The sequence below is a fragment of the Oscillospiraceae bacterium MB24-C1 genome (assembly GCA_030913685.1).
Taxonomy (GTDB): Bacteria; Bacillota; Clostridia; order Oscillospirales; family Ruminococcaceae; genus Yanshouia.
In genome coordinates this window covers 386,747-402,116 of record CP133187.1, presented here as the reverse complement: position 1 = coordinate 402,116, position 15,370 = coordinate 386,747, and the positions used below count along the sequence as shown (strand labels likewise).

At 49.0% G+C, this 15,370-nt stretch carries 18 protein-coding genes and 1 tRNA gene; 1 reads left to right on the top strand and 18 read right to left on the bottom strand.

The window, feature by feature from the left end; all coding sequences use genetic code 11:
• Positions 1-81: 81 nt before the first annotated feature.
• The 9 genes from RBH76_01975 to radC form a co-directional block, all read right to left on the bottom strand.
• Positions 82-173 (bottom strand) — tRNA-Ser (locus RBH76_01975).
• A gap of 233 nt (positions 174-406) precedes the next feature.
• Entirely contained in the window at positions 407-1,129 is a 723-nt protein-coding gene (locus RBH76_01970) for an amino acid ABC transporter ATP-binding protein (protein ID WMJ84213.1), read from the bottom strand.
• A 20-nt stretch (positions 1,130-1,149) separates the two neighbouring features.
• Complete coding sequence (locus RBH76_01965) at positions 1,150-1,755, bottom strand: amino acid ABC transporter permease (protein ID WMJ85184.1); 606 nt, start codon at positions 1,753-1,755, stop codon at positions 1,150-1,152.
• A 130-nt stretch (positions 1,756-1,885) separates the two neighbouring features.
• The gene (locus RBH76_01960; protein WMJ84212.1) at positions 1,886-2,704 is read right to left on the bottom strand and encodes an ABC transporter substrate-binding protein; all 819 of its coding nucleotides are present in this window, start codon (positions 2,702-2,704) and stop codon (positions 1,886-1,888) included.
• Between the two features lie 230 nt (positions 2,705-2,934).
• The gene (locus RBH76_01955) at positions 2,935-3,279 is read right to left on the bottom strand and encodes an Hpt domain-containing protein (GenBank protein WMJ84211.1); all 345 of its coding nucleotides are present in this window, start codon (positions 3,277-3,279) and stop codon (positions 2,935-2,937) included.
• Positions 3,280-3,318: 39 nt separating this feature from the next.
• A complete protein-coding gene (locus RBH76_01950) occupies positions 3,319-3,759 on the bottom strand; it encodes a hypothetical protein (protein WMJ84210.1) in 441 nt (146 codons plus the stop codon).
• Between the two features lie 21 nt (positions 3,760-3,780).
• A complete protein-coding gene (buk, locus tag RBH76_01945; GenBank protein WMJ84209.1) occupies positions 3,781-4,866 on the bottom strand; it encodes a butyrate kinase in 1,086 nt (361 codons plus the stop codon).
• A 23-nt stretch (positions 4,867-4,889) separates the two neighbouring features.
• The gene (locus RBH76_01940) at positions 4,890-5,798 is read right to left on the bottom strand and encodes a phosphate acyltransferase (protein WMJ84208.1); all 909 of its coding nucleotides are present in this window, start codon (positions 5,796-5,798) and stop codon (positions 4,890-4,892) included.
• A gap of 161 nt (positions 5,799-5,959) precedes the next feature.
• Entirely contained in the window at positions 5,960-6,643 is a 684-nt protein-coding gene (gene radC / locus RBH76_01935; protein WMJ84207.1) for a DNA repair protein RadC, read from the bottom strand.
• 248 nt (positions 6,644-6,891) lie between these two features.
• On the opposite strand from radC, the gene RBH76_01930 reads away from it, so the two are divergent.
• Positions 6,892-7,845 carry an RluA family pseudouridine synthase gene (locus tag RBH76_01930; protein ID WMJ84206.1) on the top strand — a complete coding sequence of 318 codons (954 nt, stop codon included), beginning with the start codon at positions 6,892-6,894 and terminating at the stop codon, positions 7,843-7,845.
• 248 nt (positions 7,846-8,093) lie between these two features.
• Here the strand turns inward: RBH76_01930 and hisI are convergent, their stop codons facing one another.
• The 9 genes from hisI to hisZ are packed head-to-tail and all read right to left on the bottom strand — an operon-like array spanning position 8,094 to position 15,303.
• The gene (hisI, locus tag RBH76_01925; protein WMJ84205.1) at positions 8,094-8,405 is read right to left on the bottom strand and encodes a phosphoribosyl-AMP cyclohydrolase; all 312 of its coding nucleotides are present in this window, start codon (positions 8,403-8,405) and stop codon (positions 8,094-8,096) included.
• 7 nt (positions 8,406-8,412) lie between these two features.
• Positions 8,413-9,171, bottom strand: coding sequence for an imidazole glycerol phosphate synthase subunit HisF (gene hisF / locus RBH76_01920; GenBank protein ID WMJ84204.1), 759 nt, complete (start codon positions 9,169-9,171; stop codon positions 8,413-8,415).
• Entirely contained in the window at positions 9,165-9,890 is a 726-nt protein-coding gene (hisA, locus tag RBH76_01915; protein ID WMJ84203.1) for a 1-(5-phosphoribosyl)-5-[(5-phosphoribosylamino)methylideneamino]imidazole-4-carboxamide isomerase, read from the bottom strand. The genes hisF and hisA overlap by 7 nt, the downstream gene beginning before the upstream one ends.
• Entirely contained in the window at positions 9,887-10,492 is a 606-nt protein-coding gene (gene hisH, locus RBH76_01910; GenBank protein ID WMJ85183.1) for an imidazole glycerol phosphate synthase subunit HisH, read from the bottom strand. Before hisH ends, hisA begins: the two co-directional genes overlap by 4 nt.
• A gap of 28 nt (positions 10,493-10,520) precedes the next feature.
• Positions 10,521-11,102: an imidazoleglycerol-phosphate dehydratase HisB gene (hisB, locus tag RBH76_01905; protein ID WMJ84202.1), complete on the bottom strand. Its 582-nt coding sequence runs from the start codon at positions 11,100-11,102 to the stop codon at positions 10,521-10,523.
• Positions 11,103-11,115: 13 nt separating this feature from the next.
• Positions 11,116-12,171: an aminotransferase class I/II-fold pyridoxal phosphate-dependent enzyme gene (locus RBH76_01900; protein ID WMJ84201.1), complete on the bottom strand. Its 1,056-nt coding sequence runs from the start codon at positions 12,169-12,171 to the stop codon at positions 11,116-11,118.
• A 17-nt stretch (positions 12,172-12,188) separates the two neighbouring features.
• On the bottom strand, positions 12,189-13,484 hold the full coding sequence (gene hisD, locus RBH76_01895) for a histidinol dehydrogenase (GenBank protein WMJ84200.1): 1,296 nt from the start codon (positions 13,482-13,484) through the stop codon (positions 12,189-12,191).
• Complete coding sequence (gene hisG, locus RBH76_01890) at positions 13,481-14,122, bottom strand: ATP phosphoribosyltransferase (GenBank protein WMJ84199.1); 642 nt, start codon at positions 14,120-14,122, stop codon at positions 13,481-13,483. Before hisG ends, hisD begins: the two co-directional genes overlap by 4 nt.
• Complete coding sequence (gene hisZ / locus RBH76_01885; protein WMJ84198.1) at positions 14,119-15,303, bottom strand: ATP phosphoribosyltransferase regulatory subunit; 1,185 nt, start codon at positions 15,301-15,303, stop codon at positions 14,119-14,121. The genes hisG and hisZ overlap by 4 nt, the downstream gene beginning before the upstream one ends.
• Between the last annotated feature and the right edge of the window lie 67 nt (positions 15,304-15,370).

Sequence of the window (15,370 nt, the reverse complement as noted above, 5' to 3'; positions counted from 1 at the left end):
TGGGCATGAGATTATATATGTTCCGAATTGGTTTTGGGCATAAGAAAAAACCGCACAAACGTTATGTTCATGCGGTTTCTTTGGCGGAGAGAGAGGGATTCGAACCCTCGGTCGGGTATTAGCCGACACACGATTTCCAGTCGTGCGCCTTAGACCAGCTCAGCCATCTCTCCAAGACCGTTTCACAGGTACTTGCATATTATAGAGGGTAAATCGAAATTTGTCAAGATCATTTTAATAAAATATGCCACATATAAAATATTGAACCTGCACAGACGTTTCCATGTAATAAAGTAGTAATTGCACAAACAACCGCCCGCATGCCCTTTTTAGCATGCAAGCGGCCTTGTGTTGTTTACACATTCCGATATTGTCCGCTATGTAGTTTAGCTATTTTTAATAACCGCTATAAAATACGGCTTAGGAATTCTTTTGTCCGCTCATTTTGGGGATTATTATAGATATTGACAGCCGAGCCTTCTTCTACGATTCGTCCTTCATCCATATAGATGATTCTGTCTGCCACTTCGCGCGCAAAGCCCATTTCATGGGTGACAACAATCATCGTCATGCCGTCGGATGCTAGCTTTTTCATAACCAGTAGGACGTCGCCCACCAATTCGGGATCAAGCGCTGATGTCGGCTCATCAAAAAGCATAATTTTAGGATTCATAGCCAATGCACGTGCAATAGCCACACGCTGCTTTTGCCCACCCGAAATCATTGAAGGATAAAAATCTGCCCTTTCAAGCAGACCGACCTTATCGAGCATCTTTTCGCCTATTTTTACCGCTTCGCTATAATTCTTCCCTTTAACCTGCGTCAAACCCTCAATTACATTTTGCATTACCGTCATATGGGGGAATAGATTAAAATGTTGGAATACCATGCCCACATCGCGTCGTACAAGATGAAGTTTTTTCGTTTTGCTACTGATTTCTTTGCCAGCAATATTAATCGTTCCTTTTTGCGGTTTTTCAAGAAAATTAATACAGCGCAGCAGTGTGCTTTTACCTGAACCGCTCGCTCCTATAATAACCACAACCTCACCTTGTTCCACTGTAAGGTTTATGTCATTTAGGACCTTGTGTCCCCCATACCACTTACACAAATTTTGTATTATTATCATAAGACCACCTCTTTTCATAGTTAAACGGTCCGGGCGTCGCTGACGCGCAGGCGTCTTTCTATTACATGAACCAAAAATGTCAGTATCGTGGTCATGGTCAAGTAATAAATTGCAGCAATCGATAACATTTCCATATAATGAAAATTTGAAGAACCCAACTGACGAGCATGAAGCAGAAGCTCCGGTACCGAAATCGAACTGGCGAGAGATGAATCCTTAAGCGCAATAATAAACTGGTTGCCCAGAGGTGGGACAGCTCTCTTAAAAGCCTGGGGTAGAATGATGCGCCTCATCATCCGCCTGTAGGTCATACCAAGCGAAAGTCCCGCCTCACGCTGCCCCCTATCGACAGATTGAATGGCACCCCTGAAAATCTCCGCAATATATGCGCCATTATGTACCCCCAGTGCCAATGCGGCCGCCGGCAGTTTATCGAGCAGGATTATATTGGTAAAGCCAAAATATAAAATCAGAAGCTGTAATAGCAATGGCGTCCCTCTGATAATCCAAATGTAGAATTTTGCTGGGTTGTTCAATAATTTAAACTTAGAGATTCTAAGTAGGGCAAAGATAAGGCCTAGGCCAAGACCAATCAACAGTCCCAAAACCGTAATCTGCACTGTCATCCATGCAAACGGCACAAAGGATACAAAGTATGTTGGTATAATGGAAAAATCCCATACAGTCATTAAAATACCTCTTTTCGAAAAGGATCCGTGTACGCAGGTTCCTCATGTTTTTTTGCTAGACAGATCACTATTCTACTGTAATATCCACCCCGTTATGCCATTTATTACTAATTTCTGACAGGGTGCCGTCCTCGCGCATTTCTTCGAGTATCTCATTGACCGCTGCCAATAGGGTCGTATCATCCTTGTTAATAGCAATACCCATTTCCTCAAGTCGCAAAATTTTACCGGCCAGCACAAGGTCACTGCCGCCACTCATTTCTTCCATTGCCTTAAGTGCCACAAGCCTGTCGGTTATAATGCCGTCAATTCTGCCGTTGATCAGCTCCATCAGAGTGGCGTTATCATCTTGATAAAGACTAACCTCGGCACCTAACTCTTTAGCATCGTCCACGTAGTTGGTTCCGGTGGTCACGCCAATCGTCTTACCTTTCATCTGGGGAGAATCAGTAATTCCAGAATCGCTACGCACTACAAGCTGTGCACCGGAGTAATAATATGGATCGGAGAAGGCTACAACCTTAAGTCGATCCTCGGTAATTGCCATACTACCTAGTATTCCGTCATAGCGTTTATTTCTTAGTCCTTCCACAAGGCCATCCCAATCGCTTGTAACATAATTGAGCTCAACCCCCATCCGCTCTGCAATGGCTTGCCCGACGTCAACATCAAATCCAACCACCTTACCATTATCATCAAAAAAGTTAAATGGAGGGTATCCACCGCTACCAACCACTGTGAGCTTTCCAGTGTCTTTGACCCGCTGAAGGCTGTCTTTATCCTTTGCCGCATTTACAGCAGTACCGCTACCACCGCAGGCGGCAAGTAAAATTGATAACAGAAGGATGGCGATTATTGATGTGCTTGCTCTCTTAAATAATTTCATTACATACCTCTTTTCTGTCTACATGTTTATTTTAGGCGAAGCTTCAGAAAACAACTGACAACTTATTATATATTATAAGTTGTCAGTTTGTCAATTAATGTAAAAATTATTCTTACAAAAATATTTTATAGTAACAGGCATATCAAAAAGTGCGGACAATCACGCTTTTTAGCGCTTTTGTCCGCACCACATAAAAATATAGTTCCTAAACGTGGTATCTCGCGTATACCTTATTCTAGTGTAGCAATAATAACATCCCAACAAACAACAAAATTGCAATAAAGATTCTCTAAGTTATCATATTTCTCTGCCCTGAGCGCATTAACAATGTCGCTCACGGGACGATATAAAGGTATCAGTCCTAAATTTCCTGCCACACCTTTCAATGCATGCGCATACTCATAGGCTTGCTTATAGCTTTTCGCCTCAATTGCCTTTCCTAGCGCAACAAATTTCTCATCCTGCATAAACTCTTTAAAGCAATCGGTATAAAATGCCTCATCCCCTAGAAAGCGTTCCATAATACCATCTATGTCTGCGCCTTGTTCCCGAAGAATATCCATAAGACAATTCAATGCCGATCACCCTTTTCTTTAAATCTCTGCGATACGATGCTATTTTGTTTTTTTAGCTGCAAGCTGCGCCTCAGATATCATCGGGATATCGTGTGCCTCAAACAACGCGCGGGCAGCGCCTGGAAGATTAGCACGCAGAACCACGACCCCGTCGCCCTCAAGCTGCCGCATGAACGAATAAAGATATTCCACGCAAATATTATTCGCGCGCAACAGCTCTAGAATTTCAGCCAGCGAACCGGGGTGGTCAAAAAGCGGGATAGCAAGCACATCGGTGACAGTAACAGCATAATGCGCCTTGCGCAACAGTTCTAAAGCGGTGTCTGGATCGCTGACCACTGCGCGCAGCGTGCCCGTTTCGCCGGTATCGACAAGCGTAGACGCAATTAAATCAACATTATTTTCGGCCATCAGCGTGGCCCAGTCGGCCAAAGTGCCTTTTTTGTTCTCAATAATAACGCTCAATTGCTTAATAAACATCTTCTTTCCTCCCTATCGGTTTCAGCAATCTTCCAATGGCTGAAAAATGTAGGTTCTAGCCTGCTCCTCGCCCCGCAGTACCCGTAGCGCTCCGTGGGCCAACGCTTCCATTTCGTTTTCCCCTGCCAGAATCTTAACGGGCGCAATCCATTTAACCCGCTCAGTTATTTCAGCGGTGAAGGAGCGCGAATATGCGATGCCACCGGTCAAAATAATGGCATCCACATGACCGTTGACCACCGTACTCAGCCTTGCGATATCCTTTGAGACATTGAGTGCCATAGCGTCATAAACCAGTTTGGCGTATTCGTCCCCTTCCAGAATGCGGTGCTCAACCTCGCGCAGGTCAGTCGTGACAAGATGATCCATCAGGCCACCCTGACGTTGAACCTTACGCATCATTTCCTTGTAGGTAGTGTCGCCTTGCATACACTCGCCAATCAGCTTTTGCGCCGGCAAGCTGCCGGCACGCTCGGGCGAAAAAGCGCCCTCATCGTCCGAGATCATATCGATGATGCGCCCTTTGCTGTGCAGCGATGAGGTAATTCCCCCACCCAGATGGGTCACCACGAGGTTAAGATGTTGGTAGTCCAGTCCGTTTTCTCGGGCGTAGCGCAGAGCGGCAGCGCGCATGTTCAGGTTATGCCCCTTTCCAAATCGCTTGATGCTTTTTCGCCCTGTGATGCGCACGACATCAATCATCTCATCGACTGTAACAGGGTCGTAAATATACGCTGGTACGCCCAATTGTTCCGCCACACGAAAAGCTAGCGGCGCACCGAGATTTGCCGCGTGCTCCAACACCGGTGCTTCCTCAAGCTGTACCAACATATCGTGGTTGACCAAATAAGCGCCGGATTTTACCGGTGGCAACAGGCCACCCCGTCCCACCACAGCGGACAGGTCAGTCATAGGAATATCATGGATAGTGATGGTGTCCACAATCTTTTCATAGCGCATGATCAGCTGGTCGAATAGCCTATGATAATTTAAAAGATCTTCAGTGGAATGCAAAATGCTGCGCGACCACACCTCATGCTCATCTTCATAGACGGCAATTTTGGTGGACGTGGAACCCGGATTGATGACCAGAATTTTATACCGCATTTTAAATATTCCCCCTTTTACACTTAATCGGGCGAAGAAATGGCGGCCAGCGCCATTGAATATAGTTTTTCCTGCGCGGAAGAACCGCGCGAGTTAAGCACCACCGGCACCTTAGCCCCAACGATCAGCCCCGCCATATCGGCGCCCGCCGTCAGAATCCAGCTTTTGGCCAGAATATTACCGCAGGCCATAGTTGGCGCAATCAGAATGTCAAAATCGCCGCAATGAGGACAATCGTAGTGCTTGATCTGCGCGATGTCGCTGCTCATGACTAAGTCGTAGGAGATAGGCCCAACCACTGTACAGTTGGGGATATCCCCTGCGCGATTCATCTCAACCAGCGCCTGTGCGTCGGTCGTCTCCACCATCTTAGGGCTGACCGTCTCAACGGCGCACAGCACTGCGACGCTGGGCTTTTTATAGCCGATATCGCATAGCAATGACACTGCGTTATTGATTATATCGCGCTTTTCTTCCAGCGTAGGGTTAATCAGCATACCGCCGTCGGTGATAATCATCAGCTTTTTAGCGCCTGGAATTCCAAAAAAGCCGACATGTGACATCGTCCTGCCGGTATGGAGCTGGTTTTCTTTTTTGACCAGTGGCTTTAGCACGTCGCGGGTTTCAATCATCCCCTTCATGATAAAGTCGGCGTTACCCAACTTGATCTGTTGCACCGCTATCTCACCGCATTCTGCAGGGGATTGTCCGGCTATCATTAAAAAATGCTCAGGGGCGGCTCCTAGCGCGGTGAGTAGCGCGCTGATCTCCGACTTATCACCAACCAGCACCGGCTCTGCTATACCGAGATTTTTGGCTGCTAAGACTGCCTCAATCACATGGGTATCCGCCGCGCCTGCAACCACAACCCGTCGGGTGCGCACAGCCGATTTTGCGCGTTTTAACACCACATCAAAATTTTCTAACACCATATAAAAACCCCCGCTTACATATTCCATAAAAATCATTGTCATTAACGTCGTGCATAAATACCTTTTTTATCTAAACCATCTGGTGCACCACAAGATGGTTAGGTCATGCGGCTAAAGAAAACCGATATGTCTAACTCCTGCATAAGCTCGGCGTACTGCACCTATGCTGTGATGAATAGCCCAGACTGAGCAAATGAGACGTAGTCATCTCGCGCCACGATAATGTGATCTACCACATCAACCGAAAGGATTTTAAGTGCTTCAGCGACGCGGCTCGTCACTCTGATGTCATCATGTGAAGGCAGCGCAAAACCTTGCGTGTGGTTATGTGCCAGCGCCACCGAAGAGGCCGAGCATCGCACCACCGTTTCTATAATCAGCCGCATATCAACCGAAACCTTCCCCAGCGAGCCCTCGGCCAACAGCGTACAGTTTAACAGTTTGCGTTTTTTATCCAGACAGATCAAATAAAGCTGTTCGTTATTGGTCCCGATGAAATATGGGTGAATGAATTCACCGAGCTTTTGTGGTGAATCAAGCACGACGCCAGCGTCGTTTTTATCGACGAGATAGCGACGGGCAATAGCCGGAATCATCGAAAGCAGCGTAGCGCTGGCCGCGCCGATTCCCTCAACTTTCATCAGCTCGCTTTGCGGTGCTTCCAGTACGGCTGAAAGCGAACCAAAATGTGCCAACAGCCGGTGTGCAATCGGATTGGTATCCGCACGGGGAATGGAATAAAACAAAATCAGCTCAAGAATTTCGTGCGGCTGAAAACCGTTTAGCCCTTCGTGTTCCAACCGCTTTCGCAGCCGCTCACGATGCCCAGTGTGAACCTGAGACAAGCCATTCCCTCCTTAATCCCATGTTGGTACTTCCAGAAACAGGAGCATCGGACAAACCGTTCAAAACGGGCCATCTAAAAATATTATAGCTTAAACTATATGGAATTTAAAGAGTATAAGCGCAATATTATACAATGAATAATCCGCTATGGTTGTCTGGAAATGATGGCTGTTATTGTGGTATAATAATTGCAACGCATCTATTGCGTTACATACATGTCCAATACCATCTAAAAAGCGAGGACAAGATGAAATCTTTTATAATAAATGAAAATGATGCCGGTCAACGATTGGATCGGTTTGTAAAAAAAGTGGCACCTTCCCTACCTTCTTCGCTGTTACAACGTTACATTCGAATAAAACGAATTAAGGTCAACAATAAGCGAGCCGAAAATGCCACGGTGTTGACGCCCGGCGATATGGTCGCGCTCTATATCAACGACGAGTTTTTTCCGCCGGACGAAACCTCTGCTCTCGCCTTTTTAGCCGCACAACAAAAACTTTCGGTTGTCTATGAGGATGAAAACATCCTACTGGCTGACAAAGAACCGGGTCTGGTGGTGCACGAGGATGACACAGGTGAGCGTGACACATTGATTGCGCGCATCCAACGCTATCTTTATGAAAAAAAAGAATATGACCCCGCAGCCGAAAACAGCTTTGCACCCGCTTTGTGCAACCGGATAGACCGCAACACCGGCGGCATTGTAATCGCCGCGAAAAACGCCGCTACCCTCAGGGTTGTCAATGCCCTGATCCGTGACAGACTGATCGAAAAATATTACCTCTGTGTAGTACACGGCCGCATCTCGCCCCAGAGTGGAACGATCAAAAGTTATTTGCTCAAGGATGAATCCCAAAACCGGGTGGAAGTGTTTTCTTCCCCACAGCCGGGAGCCAAAACGGCCGTGACAAAATACCGGGCGCTTAAAGAAAACGAGCGCTATTCACTGCTTGAAATTGAGCTTTTAACCGGACGCACCCACCAGATACGCGCTCAGATGAGTAGCACCGGCCATCCCCTGCTAGGCGACACCAAATACGGTACAGCAAAGCAAAATAAAGGGACAGGCTTTAAGTTTCAGGCGCTGTACGCCTATCGGCTAAAGTTTTGCGCCGGGGAACGGGCCGAGCATCTGCAATATCTAAATGACCGCTTATTTGAGGTTAAAGACGTTCCGTTTTTGTCGCTTTTTCAATAGACTGAAACATGTAGAGTAAAAACGGGACGTAGCTCAAGAGATGATCCCGACAGCATTAGGCATCAATATAGTATTTTAGACAACATTAAAGAAACTGAAAAACGTTAGTGCCCCCTATCGCAGTCAATAAAGCTGCAATCGGGGGCACTAATATTTTATTCTCTGCCTCAAATAACTGACCGTCCCATTTATATATAGCAATAGCGACATTTTTAAAAAATAGCAAACATATTGGTATGATCACTTTATCATATTTTATTGAAAAAACAACTGTGCGTACCCGTGTGGCAGGCGTTACCAATTTGCTCAACTTCGATTAGTAACGTGTCGTTGTCGCAGTCACCGTAGACAGAAAGTACCTTTTGCACATGGCCCGAGGTTGCTCCCTTGTTCCACAGTTCATGGCGGGAGCGGCTATAAAACCAGGTGTAGCCGGTTTTAAGCGTCAGCTCAAGGCTTTTGCGGTTCATGTAGGCGAGCATCAGTACCTGTTTCGTGCCGGTTTCCTGTACAATTGCAGGGATGAGCTCCCCTTTTTTAAAAAACAAATCTAAATCCATCTGTCGCTCACCTCCTCGCCGGGATGCCGCAGGCGCGCAGATCTTCCTTGACCTGCCCGACCGTCAGCTCACCGTAGTGAAACAAGCTCGCAGCCAGCGCCGCGTCCGCCCCGGTTTTCTGAAATACCTCTGTAAAGTGTTCGAGCTTTCCACAACCTCCAGAGGCAATGACCGGTACATTTACCGCTTTTGAAACAGCATCGGTCAGTTCAATATCAAACCCACCGCGAACACCATCGGTATCCATTGAGGTGAGCAAAATTTCACCCGCACCCAGCTCGACGACCTTTCTAACCCAACCGAGCACCTCGATACCGGTGTCGATACGTCCGCCATTAATAACAACGGTGAAGGTCCCTTCCGGCGTTCTTTTTGCGTCGATAGCAACCACGATACACTGACTGCCGAACCGTTCAGCGCCCTCGCTGATCAATTCGGGCTTTCGTACGGCGGCAGAATTGAGCGAGACCTTGTCGGCACCGACCCGCAGAAGATTCTTAATATCTTCCACCGAACCGATGCCCCCGCCGACGGTCAGCGGTACAAACACCTTTTTTGCGGTGCGGCGTACGACATCTACCATGGTGCCCCGACCCTCGTGCGTGGCGGTGATATCAAGAAAAGTTATTTCATCTGCACCTTGATTGTTGTAAGCAACAGCACATTCTACCGGGTCGCCCACATCTTGCAGACCGACAAAGTTGACACCTTTGACCACCCTGCCATCCTTAACGTCTAGGCACGGGATGATGCGCTTTGCTAACATGACTGATCGCCTCCCGCCATAATTGCCTGAGACAGGCTGAGTGTTCCAGCATAGAGCGCCTTACCGCAAATTGCACCATATAGGTCAGCTTTTGTTAGCAGGTCAATATCCGAAAGCTGCCCGATGCCACCGGATGCAATGATCTTGCAGTCCACTGCATTTTTAAGCTCAGTGAGCTGGTCAATGGACGGTCCGGACAGCGTTCCATCGCGCGAAATATCCGTAAAAATAATATACTTTACACCTTTATCTTCCACTCTCTTGGCCATTTCTATAAAATCCACCTCGCTAGCATCTAGCCAGCCGCGAGTGGCAACCATTCGGTTTTTGGCATCGATGCCGACGGCGATTTGCTCACCAAAATTGCGAACGGCATCGTCCACCAGCTGTGGGTTGGTCAGGGCTGCCGAACCTAAAATTACCCGCTGTACGCCATGCGAGAGATAATAATCTACTGCAGCCATATCGCGAATGCCGCCGCCTAGCTCAACCTTCAATCCACTCTCTGCCGCAATTTGGGTGAACACAGCGGCATTGACACGTGCACCCTGCAACGCACCGTCGAGATCGACCATATGCAGCCACACCGCGCCCGACGCGCGAAAGCCTAAAGCAGTCTCTAAAGGATCTTCGGCAACCCGGTGTACCGTGGCAAAGTCGCCCTTGACCAGACGCACGCAGTTGCCATCTTTGATATCAATTGCCGGTAAAATAATCATTTTTCCACCAACTTCCCGAAGTTTTTGAGCATATTAAGCCCCACCTCACCACTCTTTTCGGGGTGGAACTGCGCACCGAACACATTTTTGTTGCCTACCAACGCGGGGATTTCGCAACCATATTCAGTGCTAGCCAGAATATATTGCGCGTCGCAGACTGCACCGAAGGAATGTACAAAATAAACATAATCGCCATCTTGGGTATCCGCCAGAATTGGCGAAGACTGATGCAACGTCAGAGAGTTCCAACCGATCTGCGGCAGCTTTAAATCTTTACAGAGTAACAGATCGACATAACCCGGTATCAGTCCTAGACCGTCGCATTTTCCAAACTCGGTGCCATAATCAAACAGCATCTGCATGCCAAGACAGATGCCAAGCAGCGGTTTTTTCTTTGCTTGCGCCTTGATGGTAGGAATCAGGCCGGTTGCGCTAAGCATTTTCATCGCATCAGGAAACGCGCCCACGCCCGGTAAAATAATACCGTCGGCAGTTTCTAAAATTGAAGCTTCACTGGTGGTTACCGTCTCTATAGATAAAAAATCGCAGGCATTTTTTACGCTAAAAAGATTGCCTGCACCGTAATCGACAATCGCAATCATCATAATCCCCCTCTTGCCTTGGGCGTCATTACAAACAGCCCTTGGTTGAAAGGACTACTTTTTCTTTTTGAATGACAATCGCCATTTTAACCGCATGGGCGGCAGCCTTAAAGAGCGCCTCGGCCTTGTGGTGGTCATTGCTACCGTACAACAATTTTAGGTGTAGCGTCACAGCGGCGTTCATCGTAAATGCTCGCCAGAACTCCTCCACCATCTGGGTATCCATAGTGCCGATTTGTGCGCTTTTAAACTCGGCGTCAAACACCAGATACGCCCGGCCGCTAATGTCGATGGCCGCCATAGCTAGTGCTTCGTCCATCGGTAGCATAAAATGCCCATAGCGTGCTATGCCCGCGCGGTCACCCACAGCCTGCAAAAACGCCTGCCCCAGCACAATGCCGACATCTTCAACAGTGTGGTGGCAGTCCACTTCCAGATCGCCCTTGCAGGTCACCGAAAGGTCCACGCCGGAATGAACAGCGAACGCCGTCAGCATATGGTCAAAAAACCCGGCGCCGGTATTGATATCAACCTTACCTCTGCCGTCTAAATTTAGGGACAGCGCGATATCGGTTTCCTTTGTTTTTCGGGTAATAGTAGCGGTTCTCATGTCAAACACTCCCCTATTTGGTCAAAATGGCTTCCAACTCGTCGAGAACATGGTTTAAAATATCCTCTCTGGCGACGCTGATGCGAACCAGATGATCGTCAAACTGCCGCAACGAAATATTTTTTTCATGCAGCGCGTCACTCACGGCCTTAGCATCCTCTAGCCACAGCAGCATAAAATTGACCACTGAGGGGTAGACAACAATTTTCTGCTTGGAGCGCCCGGCGATATAGGCCAACCGACGCTTCATAATCTCCATCAGTCGCTGGATTTCGGCAAGGGTTGCCCGGCGGTATTCGGGATGATCAAGAAGGATGGTGGCGATCATCTGGTCAACCGAGCTAACATTATAAGCGTCGCGCACCGAGCGCATGGCATAGGTTAGCTTCGGGGTTGAAATGGCAAACCCAATTCGGATGCCCGCTGCACCTATCGCCTTTGACAATGTACGCAACACGATAAGATTTTTATATTTTCCCGCTAAATCAAGAACCGACTGATCGGAAAAATCCATGTAAGCCTCATCCACGACGACAAGGCAATCCACCGATTCAATTAAGCGGATAACGTCGTCCCGCAACAGCTGTGCGCCGCTGGGATTGTTAGGATTCGAGAAAATAATAAGATCGGCGTTATGCTGTTTTGCACCTTCAATCAGCATATCAACCGTGAAAGTCATGTCCGGTAGGCGCGGTAGTTTGACAGCTTTTCGTCCAAAGATCGCCGCATTGCTCCAATAGCTGCCAAAATCGCGTTCAAACCCCAGTACGACGCCCCCCGGCGCAATAAGCCGCCCAACGATCATATTAATTAATTCATCTGAGCCGTTGCCAGGTACCACACATTCGGGGTCTACCGAGAACGCCTTGGCATAAGCATTTCTCAGCGTAACGGTACGGTCGTCGGGGTAGCAGTTTAAGTTCAGCTTAGTCGTAATGCCCTGCGCAATCTCATCCAGCAGTGCTTTGGGGATTGGAACGCAGCTTTCGTTGGCGTCTAGGCGGGTGGTATAATCGGTGCCACAGTAGGCAAAGGGTGAAAGCGATTCCAAAGCAGGATTTAGTCTCATGGTGTATCCCCTTTCTGCTAAAATGTGTCGTCAAGGCGAACCTGTACTGCGTTGCCGTGGGCCGAAAGTCCCTCGCGTTGTGCAATGGTCAGGATGTCGGCAGCGCTTTGCTGCATAGCCTCCTTGGTGTAGTATAAAAACGCACTGCGTTTGACAAAGCTGTCCACACCAAGTGGCGAGAAGAAGCGGGCGGTGCCGCTGGTCGGTAATACGTGGTTTGGGCCCGCATAGTAATCGCCCAGTGGTTCGGGAGTATATTCCCCGAGAAATATTGAGCCCGCGTTATCCAAAACGCCCAACAACCGCATCGGCTCTCGAATCTGCACCTCAAGATGCTCGGGTGCCAGCGTATTGGCCAGCTCGATCATCTGCGCTTCGCTTTCACACAGGATGATCGCGCCGTAATCTTTTAAAGAAGCTTCTATAATCTCGCGGCGCGGCAAAGTCTGAATCTGCCGGGAGAGCTCCTCGACCGTCTCTTTAGCCAGCCGTTCGCTGGTGGTCAGCAGCACGGCGGAGGCCATGCGGTCGTGCTCAGCCTGCCCCATCATATCTGCGGCGACATAGCGCCCGTTGGCGCTGTCATCCGCCATAATCAGAATCTCGCTCGGGCCGGCGATCATGTCGATATCCACGGTACCAAACAGCAACTTTTTAGCGGTCGCAACAAAGATGTTACCAGGGCCGACAATTTTGTCCACTCTGGGTACGCTCTCGGTGCCAAACGCCAGCGCTGCCACCGCCTGTGCACCACCCATTAGGAATATGCGGTCGACACCGCAGATGGCTGCCACCGTGAGAATATCTGGGTTCGGTTTACCGTTTTCGTCGGGTGGTGTAACCATAATCAACTCTTCGACACCCGCGATTTTGGCTGGAATTGCGTTCATGAGCACCGACGACGGGTAAGCCGCCGTACCACCGGGTACATATAGCCCGACCCGCTTTAAGCCTCGCACCCGCTGACCTAAAATAACACCATTCGGCTGCGTATCGATAAAACTCTGCGCCTTTTGCCGTTGGTGAAATGCAACAATATTCTCCTGAGCGTTTAGAATCGCGCTGACAAAGTCGGGATCGGCTTCGGTCAGCGCGTCGTTGATCAGCTCGCGCGGCACCTCAAAAACCTCGGGGCAGCGCTTATCAAATTTGGTGGTGTATTCGCGCACGGCATCGTCACCACGGGTGCGCACCGCTTCTACAATATCAGAAACGGCAGCGGTCACCGTGCGATCGGTTTCGACCGATCGGCTGCGCATCTTTTCAAAAAGCTCATATTCACAAACGCCGTCAGCTTTAATTGTTTTAATCATTTCGCCGCCTCCTTTGCCTGATTTAAGCGCTCCACAATTTCCTGAATCTGATTCTTAGAAAGCTTCAGACTTGCGATGTTGACGATCACACGGGTTGATACCTCGCAGACTGTTTCGACAACCTCTAGCCCGTTTTCGTCCAGTGTTTTGCCGGTTTCGACCAGATCGACAATCGCGTCGGTGATACCCAGCACCGGGCCTAACTCCACCGATCCCTCTATTTTAAGTATTTTAACGTCCATCTGCTTTCGAGCAAAATAGTCGGCGGTAATCTTGGGGTATTTGCTGGCGATGCGTTTAGCGGCATATCCTTCAAAAACATCCTTGCCTCTGGGGGCCGCCAGCACCATGCGACATTTCCCGATGCCCAAATCTGCCATTTCGTAAAAGGAACGGCCATTTTCTAAAATCGTATCCTTACCGACGATGCCAATATCGCATGCCCCGGTCTCAACATAGGTGATCACGTCGACGGCCTTGGCAAAAACAACGTCAATCTCGCCACCGTCGGTGGGAACAATAAGCCGCCGCCCCTTATTCTTGAGACCTTGGCAGCCATAGCCCGCCTTTTCGAGCAGTGCGATCGCGCCCTTTTCGATGCGCCCCTTTGTCAACGCCATTCTAATGGTGTTACTCATGCCAGCACCTCCCTGCTATCGCTGCTTGTGACGACAAACGTGCGATCAAAGCCACTTTGCAGGACGGCATCGGCAATACTGGCCACAGGAAGCAACTGTGCGCAAAAACGCTGATTGCCCAAACGGTCGAGCAGTTCAAAAGCCAATTTGATATCGCTGGTTTCATCCACCAGCACCGCCGCGGACGGCAGCTTGATAACGGCGGTCGCCTCAGTCTTTTCGCAAAGTATATCAAGATTGACGCCAAAGCCGGTAGCGGGGCGATCTTCGCCGAATTCCTTGATCAGCCCATCGTAGCGCCCACCGGAAAGCACCGGCTCGCCGGCTCCTGCGGTATATCCCCGAAAGATGATGCCGGTGTAATAATCTGCCTGATTCACCAGCCCTAAGTCGATGGTCAGGTGATTGTCCAGCCCCAGTACCGAGAGCGAACGGTAAATGTAGGCAAGGTAATCGAGCGCTTTGTCCGCCGCCTCGCTTCTAAACAAGCTGCGCGCCTCATCAAGCACCGCCGCCGAACCAAACAGCGCCGGTAGTTTTTTAAGTGCTTTTTGCGCTGGAAAATCAGAAAACCGATCCAAAATTTGGTCGAGTGCCGGAAAATTTTTATGTTCAACCAACTCCCTGATCTGCTCGCGGGTGTCGGCGTCAGTGTTCAGGCTGTCGATAAGCGCATTGAAATAGCCGATGTGGCAAAGTTCCAACTGGTAATCGGCCCCACATACCGAGCGCAAACTGCGACAGGCCAATTCGACAATCTCAACGTCGCAGATCGGCAAGCCACCACCAACGTATTCCACACCCATCTGGGCAATTTCTCCGGAAATAGCACTGTTGCCGTCTGCGTAGCGGTATATATTTTCATTGTAAAAAATGCGCAGCGGTCCATTCTCGTTTTTAAGGCGGGAGGCGACGAGACGTGCAATTGGAATCGTGCAGTCCGGCCTCAAAACTAGAATACGCCCGGTATGGTCAACCAACTTGTAGATACTCTCCGGCGAAAAATAAGCCCGCGCGGTATCAAACACGTCATAATATTCCAGCACCGGGGTCGAAACCTCACCAAATCCCCTGGACTCGAACAACGCACGCAGCGCCTGGGTAAACCGACCGCGCTTTTCACACTCGTCGAACAACCGGTCTTTTGTGCCATCCGGCGTAATTTTGCTGAACTGATTCATTTAGACACCCGCAATCATGTATGTAGTAGTAGTTCGCTTTAGTACGCTAACATATTGCCATATTAGT

Coding starts and splice junctions, on each gene's coding strand:
- RBH76_01970 (WMJ84213.1), bottom strand. CDS start 1,129: ATGATAATAATACAAAATTTGTGTAAGTGGTATGGGGGACACAAGGTC.
- RBH76_01965 (WMJ85184.1), bottom strand. CDS start 1,755: ATGACAGTGCAGATTACGGTTTTGGGACTGTTGATTGGTCTTGGCCTA.
- RBH76_01960 (WMJ84212.1), bottom strand. CDS start 2,704: ATGAAATTATTTAAGAGAGCAAGCACATCAATAATCGCCATCCTTCTG.
- RBH76_01950 (WMJ84210.1), bottom strand. CDS start 3,759: ATGTTTATTAAGCAATTGAGCGTTATTATTGAGAACAAAAAAGGCACT.
- buk (WMJ84209.1), bottom strand. CDS start 4,866: ATGCGGTATAAAATTCTGGTCATCAATCCGGGTTCCACGTCCACCAAA.
- RBH76_01940 (WMJ84208.1), bottom strand. CDS start 5,798: ATGGTGTTAGAAAATTTTGATGTGGTGTTAAAACGCGCAAAATCGGCT.
- RBH76_01930 (WMJ84206.1), top strand. CDS start 6,892: ATGAAATCTTTTATAATAAATGAAAATGATGCCGGTCAACGATTGGAT.
- hisI (WMJ84205.1), bottom strand. CDS start 8,405: ATGGATTTAGATTTGTTTTTTAAAAAAGGGGAGCTCATCCCTGCAATT.
- hisF (WMJ84204.1), bottom strand. CDS start 9,171: ATGTTAGCAAAGCGCATCATCCCGTGCCTAGACGTTAAGGATGGCAGG.
- hisA (WMJ84203.1), bottom strand. CDS start 9,890: ATGATTATTTTACCGGCAATTGATATCAAAGATGGCAACTGCGTGCGT.
- hisH (WMJ85183.1), bottom strand. CDS start 10,492: ATGATTGCGATTGTCGATTACGGTGCAGGCAATCTTTTTAGCGTAAAA.
- hisB (WMJ84202.1), bottom strand. CDS start 11,102: ATGAGAACCGCTACTATTACCCGAAAAACAAAGGAAACCGATATCGCG.
- RBH76_01900 (WMJ84201.1), bottom strand. CDS start 12,171: ATGAGACTAAATCCTGCTTTGGAATCGCTTTCACCCTTTGCCTACTGT.
- hisD (WMJ84200.1), bottom strand. CDS start 13,484: ATGATTAAAACAATTAAAGCTGACGGCGTTTGTGAATATGAGCTTTTT.
- hisG (WMJ84199.1), bottom strand. CDS start 14,122: ATGAGTAACACCATTAGAATGGCGTTGACAAAGGGGCGCATCGAAAAG.
- hisZ (WMJ84198.1), bottom strand. CDS start 15,303: ATGAATCAGTTCAGCAAAATTACGCCGGATGGCACAAAAGACCGGTTG.